Below are 5,612 nucleotides of genomic sequence, written 5' to 3'. Positions count from 1 at the left end.
CTCCTGGTCGACCCACTGGAGGCCGTTCGAGAGCTGCGGGGTGAACTGGAATGTGCCGGGCTCGTAGCCTCCCGGGAAGTAGCTCGGGTCGCATCCGCCACCTGTATTGCGCTTACAAGACTTGAGCGGGTCGACCAGCTTCTGCGCCACGCTGACGGTTTGGAAGTTCATTCCGAAGATCGCCGGAACGGGAGCCGCTTTCGTGCCGGCAGAGTTCATCCCGTCAATCTGGTTGAGTACTCCGTCGACCTTGATGTGATCGTACGCCTCGGTGTTCTCAACGAAGTCCGTGATGAAGTAGCCGTTAGGGTCACCGGTCGGGTTCGGGTGAGGGAAGGTGATAAGGGTCCCCCGGGTGTCGGTAAGCGTCGCCGGAATGATGTCGGCGTTGATCTCGGTGTTGAACGGATCATCGACGGAGTTCGGAGTGCCGTGACCTGCGACTTGAGCGTTGTACACGGGGTGCTTGTCCGCCCACGCCGTGTACAGCCCGGCGTCGTGGGCAACACTGAAGATCGAGTTGGTACGCAGGAAGTCGTTCGGAGCGACCGGCACGCACTTACCGTTTACCTTCGCGTATGCGAACTGCGCCTGATCCAGGGCCGCGTTCATCACCGGTCTCGTGCCGTTGGGGTTGCTGAAGGTGGGCGCACCGACATCGACATTCTCGAAGTATTGCGTCTCGACGCCCGGCGTCCCCGTGCAGTTCTGGATCCCGTTGGCGGTCTGCGCCGGCGGAGTGAACATGGTCCGGTCGTAGCTGTCGTCGTAGTACACCCCCGTCAGCTTGGGGTCGCCACCCGTCGCCAGGGCCATCAGACCGGGCGCGGAGTCCGAGGGTCGCGAGGTGTGCGCATTCGAGTAGGTGGTGCCGAAGTTGGCGAGATTGGCGAGGTTCGGACACTCGCTGTTGGCCTCGCACTGGCTGAGATCCGAAGCGTGCAGCCCGTCGACGCTGATCAGCAGCACGTGCTGGGTCGGCGCGACCTTCACGGCCGCGGCGGACCGCGTCAGGCCGCCGGTGAACCCAAGTATCGCGAGGACGGCGCCGGCGACTGCTGCAGTCTTCCAACGTGCAGGTCTTCTCAAAGCTGTCTCCCTCTGTCTGTCTTCCGGCGGCACGCGCTGATCCGCCATGGACCGCCGGCGTTTGTCATCTGATCCTTTACTCAGGAGGGAGGTTTGCGAACCTTGGGAAGATGGGGTGTTAAGCCGAAATTCGCGTTGGTTTCATCCGATATTCGTCCCTCCTGACCTTGACAATTCATCCGGTCACACGAGGTGGTCATCTGAGCGTGGTTTGGTGGTGACGTATCAAAGCCGGGTCGCCGTAACCTGCTGCCATGCTTCCGGCCGTTCCTGAACCTTCTCGTTCACCAGCCGGGACGGCGCCTCCCGAACTGGCCAAGCTGGCTCTTTCGACGTCAGCGACGGCCGCTGCCCTCGGAGTCGCGGTAGGCGCAGCCGAGCAATCCGTCATCCTCGGGGTGGTCTTTGCAGTCGTCGGCGCGGGCGTTCGGCTCGCAGTGGCCGCTTGGCGGAAGATTCGATCGCTGCCTGTCGAGAAGATCGACCCTTTCGCACTGCCCGAGCCCTGGCGGGGGTTGGTGCAGCAGGCGCTCGACGCCGGCAAGCACTTTCAGGGAGTGTCCCGAGCGTGGCCGGCGGGTCCGTTGCAAGACCGCCTTACATCGCTGGGTCCCGTAGTCGAAGCGGAGGTTCGGGGTGTGTGGGTGGCCGCTCAGCAAGGAGCAGCGCTCACAGGTGGATACCCTCCGGGATCCAAACGGGTCACCGCAGGCGACCTGTCAGCGGAGCTCGCCGCGTTACAGCAAGAGCGCTCCGAAGTCTCTGCAGCGGATCAAGCCCGGCGGGGCGAGCTCGATCGGGCGGAGCAAACGCTGGCGGCCCAGCTCCAAGCGGCGCGCAAGAGCGAAAGCACGGCCCACGCCGTCGAAGACCGCCTACGGATCCTGGTAGCCCGGCTCGATGAAACGGTCACTTCTGTGGTGGCCCTCACCGCCGCGCCGGGTGGAGCGGGAGACGTGGAAGGAGCGGCCGCAACCGTCGAGGGGCTGGCGCAGGAAATAGCTGCTCTTCAAGCCGGCATGGGCGAGGCCGCCCAGCTGCCAGGTGCGGCCGACCAGATCACGGGGCAACCGGGCATCCCTGGCACGCCTGGCGCCGGCGCACCATCTCCACCACCCAGGCCGTAGCATGTTGCCATGGGCATGATCGATGTGCTGCGAAAGAGGTGGAGGTACTTCACCGCCAAGACCGACAGCCGATTCGAGGCCGGCGCCGACCCGAAGATCCAGCTCGAGCAGGCGATAGCCGACGCCCAGGAGCAGCACCGGAGGCTCCTGGAGCAGGCTGCGAATGTGGTCGCCAACCACAAGCAGCACGAGCTGCAGCTCACCCGGGCGATGGAGGATCTGGAAAAAGTCCGAGCGTCGACGAAGCAGGCGCTGCTCATGGCGGACGAGGCATCCCGCAACGGAGACGCCGATAAGGCTCGCGAGTACAACCAGACCGCCGAGGCATTCGCCAACCGACTCGTCGCCACCGAGAACCAGGTCGAGGACCTGAAGACGCTGAGCCTGCAGTCGGCCCAGGCGGGCGACCAGGCGCGATCGGCCGTGCAGCAGAACGCGTTAGCACTCCAGCAAAAGCTCGCCGAACGACAGAAGCTTCTCTCCCAGCTGGACCAAGCGAAGATGCAAGAGCAGCTCAACCGGGCGATGAGCACCCTCAACCAGACCGTCGACTCCGAAGCTCCTTCGCTGGACCAGGTGCGGGCCAAGATCGAGGCTCGGTACGCGAAGGCGATCGGGACCTCTGAGGTCAGCGGCCAGACGATCGAGGCGCGGATGCTCGAGGTTCAGCAGGCAGCGATGGGGTCAGAGGCTCGATCGAGGCTCGATTCTCTGCGTGCCGAACTGGGGATCGGTTCGGCGGGCGCGCTCGGGACCGGGTCTCCGAATCAGGGTCAGCTCAGTGCTGCACCCGCGGGCGAGTCGGGCGCTGCGGCCGGTGGCGCCGAGGAGGGACAGGCCGCCGGAACGCCGGCGCAGGCCTCCGGGGAGCCGTCCGCCTAGCCGGAGATCTGAACGGGGGTGCCGAGGGGCAGAACCGCCGCCAGTCGCGAGATCTCTGCGTTGTCCATCCGCACGCAACCGTGGGTGACTGACCGCCCCAGGACCGAAGCATCATTGTTGCCGTGGAGCCCGATCTCGGCGTCCCCGCCGTCGAACGTGCTTAGGGCCTGAGAGTGCGCCGACAGACCGTAAGCGTAGGGTCCGTATGCACTGGATGGATTCGTGGTGTGCAACAGGACTCTTATGTAGAGCAAGCCTGTCGGCGTGGGCGTCGCCGAGGCGCCTATAGCCACGGGACCCGAGTAAACGACTGAGCCGAACCGAATGACTGTCATCCGGTGCTCGTGAAGCGAGACTTGGATGCGATACGGATCTACCAGCAGTTTCGCTGAGCCAGGAGGGATCCAGCCGCTGCTGCCGTTGGGGCGCTCAGGGAGGAGTACGCGCACCCAACCGTCGGGCCTGGCCTCCTCGACGAGGAAGGCCTGGGGGATCGGCTCGCTCGAAACTCCGTTCAAGAACCACGGATTGGGCAGGACCATCGCCGGGCGACTGGCCCCCGGTGCATAAATGGGCACCGAGTTGCCCTCCACGTCAGCGACAAGAGTGGTCCGAGGCACTGTTCCGATCCCGGATTTGCTTACCACTGCGGTGGAGGATGGAGAACTCTCCGTAAAGTCGGCGCTTGAAGAAACGCATCCTGATGCCAGCGTGACGGTCACGAGCAGGCATGCGGCTCCGGCGATGAAAGTGGCACAGCCTGTGGAAGCCTGGCGAATCTTCGAACACCACATGAACACGGGCGTAACTCTGGGTGTCGATCGCGTCGCGCAGTCCTCGCCTGGGTATAGAGAACCGGTCATTTGGCGGAGAAACCGGCGCGGCGGAACAGATGCGTCGACGTCATCGCAACGGAGGTCCAGATGTTTCGCTCCAGGCACGCAGTTCTGGGTGTCGCGCTCGCTGGTGGCTGCGCGACCTTGGGGTTCACGGCGGTTTCGTTCGCGGCAACTACTACCCCCAACGGCTACTACATCACGGTCAATCCGACGACTCAGCAACCCGGAAAACCTGTCACCGTCACTGGAAACGGCCAGTACAGCGCTTCGCCGTTTACCGGCGGACATTGCAACAACCAGCCGATAACGGTCACCGTCACTTATTACCCCGCAGGCTCGTCGAATCCAACGTCGACTACCACGACCGTTCCGTCGACCGGATCGACGACGTCGACGACGAAAGCACCATCAACCTCGACGACCTCGACCACGTCTTCGACAACCACAACTTCAACCTCGTCGACGAGCACTACCTTGCCGACGACCACCACCACTTCAGGTACGTCGACGACGACAACGTCAGCGGCTGGCGCCCAAACCACCCAATCCACGCTCGGCACTGCCGACGCGAAGGGCAACGTGACCGGCTCGGTGACCATCCCTGCATCGGCCGCTCCAACAAGTACCTCCGGGCAGCCGGCGACACTGCAGGCTTCTTGTCAAAACGGTGGGGTTACCTACGAGAGCAACCAGGTCGCCGTGACCGTTGATCCCGCGGCCCCGTCGGCCGCATCAGCCTCCGCCGCACAAGGCGATCCGAGTGGCAGCCTTGCTCCGCCCGCCGCACCGATTACCGGCACCCCGAATCTGACTGGGTAGCCCGCCGACCGGCTCTGTCTGCATCATCGGCGTGGGCCTCACGCATCGATCGAAGCGCGAAGCGCGGCCAGCCGATCTCGATCGATTGAGTACCAGACCCACTTGCCTCGTCGATCCCCGCGGACCAGGCCGGCTTCGGAGAGGATCCGCAGATGATGGGACACCGTGCCCTGGCTCTTGCCAAGCGGCTCGACGAAATTACAAACGCAGATCTCCCCGTCCGGGGCCGCCGCCAGCATCGACAGCAACTGAAGCCTCACCGGGTCTCCGAGCGCGTTGAAGCCTCGGGCCAGCTCTTCGGCGACGTCCCTCCCGACAGGCGCCGACAGCACCGAGGGGCAGCAATCCGCCGATTCGGCTAACGGGATCGTTGCGGTTCTTTGAGCCATCGGACTCTCCCATTGACAAACGTCATTATATCGACGATCATCATCGTATCGATGGCTGTCAATATTAGCAGGAGGTCCGGATGTCCCGGTTGCAGCTCGCTCTGAACGTTGCCGACATCGACGCGGCGATCGACTTCTACTCCAAGCTGTTCCATGCCGAACCGGCGAAACGGCGCCCCGGATATGCCAACTTCGCGATCGCCGATCCTCCGCTGAAGCTCGTACTTATCGAGCAACAAGACGGCAGGGGCCGCGGAACGGTTGGAGCCCTGAATCATTTGGGCGTCGAGGTGGGGACCCCGGAGGAGGTGCGTGCGGCGTCAGTTCGCCTCGCAGGTGAAGGGCTCGAGCCCGACGTTCAGGAGTCGACGACATGCTGCTTCGCCGTCCAGGACAAAGCTTGGGTCGATGATCCCGACGGCGCCCCCTGGGAGGTTTACACGGTTCTCGCCGACGCTCCCCAGGAG

General features: G+C 64.0%; 7 protein-coding genes. 3 read left to right on the top strand and 4 right to left on the bottom strand.

What is annotated here, in order from left to right; genetic code table 11:
• Nucleotides 1-1,089: alkaline phosphatase family protein (locus VFZ97_12950; GenBank protein HEX6394341.1), on the bottom strand; the 1,089-nt coding region annotated here is incomplete at its 3' end.
• 254 nt (nucleotides 1,090-1,343) lie between these two features.
• Between VFZ97_12950 and VFZ97_12945 the strand changes: the two genes are divergently transcribed.
• Nucleotides 1,344-2,216 carry a hypothetical protein gene (locus tag VFZ97_12945; GenBank protein ID HEX6394340.1) on the top strand — a complete coding sequence of 291 codons (873 nt, stop codon included), beginning with the start codon at nucleotides 1,344-1,346 and terminating at the stop codon, nucleotides 2,214-2,216.
• A gap of 9 nt (nucleotides 2,217-2,225) precedes the next feature.
• Nucleotides 2,226-3,098 carry a PspA/IM30 family protein gene (locus tag VFZ97_12940; protein HEX6394339.1) on the top strand — a complete coding sequence of 291 codons (873 nt, stop codon included), beginning with the start codon at nucleotides 2,226-2,228 and terminating at the stop codon, nucleotides 3,096-3,098.
• Here the strand turns inward: VFZ97_12940 and VFZ97_12935 are convergent.
• From VFZ97_12935 to VFZ97_12925, 3 genes are all read right to left on the bottom strand, one after another.
• Entirely contained in the window at nucleotides 3,095-3,718 is a 624-nt protein-coding gene (locus VFZ97_12935; protein HEX6394338.1) for a L,D-transpeptidase, read from the bottom strand. The two genes, VFZ97_12940 and VFZ97_12935, sit on opposite strands and share 4 nt — an antisense overlap.
• 542 nt (nucleotides 3,719-4,260) lie before the next feature.
• Nucleotides 4,261-4,536 carry a hypothetical protein gene (locus tag VFZ97_12930; GenBank protein HEX6394337.1) on the bottom strand — a complete coding sequence of 92 codons (276 nt, stop codon included), beginning with the start codon at nucleotides 4,534-4,536 and terminating at the stop codon, nucleotides 4,261-4,263.
• Between the two features lie 258 nt (nucleotides 4,537-4,794).
• Nucleotides 4,795-5,145 carry a metalloregulator ArsR/SmtB family transcription factor gene (locus tag VFZ97_12925; GenBank protein ID HEX6394336.1) on the bottom strand — a complete coding sequence of 117 codons (351 nt, stop codon included), beginning with the start codon at nucleotides 5,143-5,145 and terminating at the stop codon, nucleotides 4,795-4,797.
• Nucleotides 5,146-5,225: 80 nt separating this feature from the next.
• Here VFZ97_12925 and VFZ97_12920 point away from each other — a divergent pair.
• The coding region (locus VFZ97_12920) for an ArsI/CadI family heavy metal resistance metalloenzyme (protein ID HEX6394335.1) at nucleotides 5,226-5,612 on the top strand (387 nt) is incomplete at its 3' end.

It is taken from the genome of Acidimicrobiales bacterium (assembly GCA_036378675.1).
Lineage (GTDB): Bacteria > Actinomycetota > Acidimicrobiia > Acidimicrobiales > Palsa-688 > DASUWA01.
Note: the sequence above shows the minus strand (reverse complement) of the source record. Positions and strands in the feature narration are given on the sequence as shown.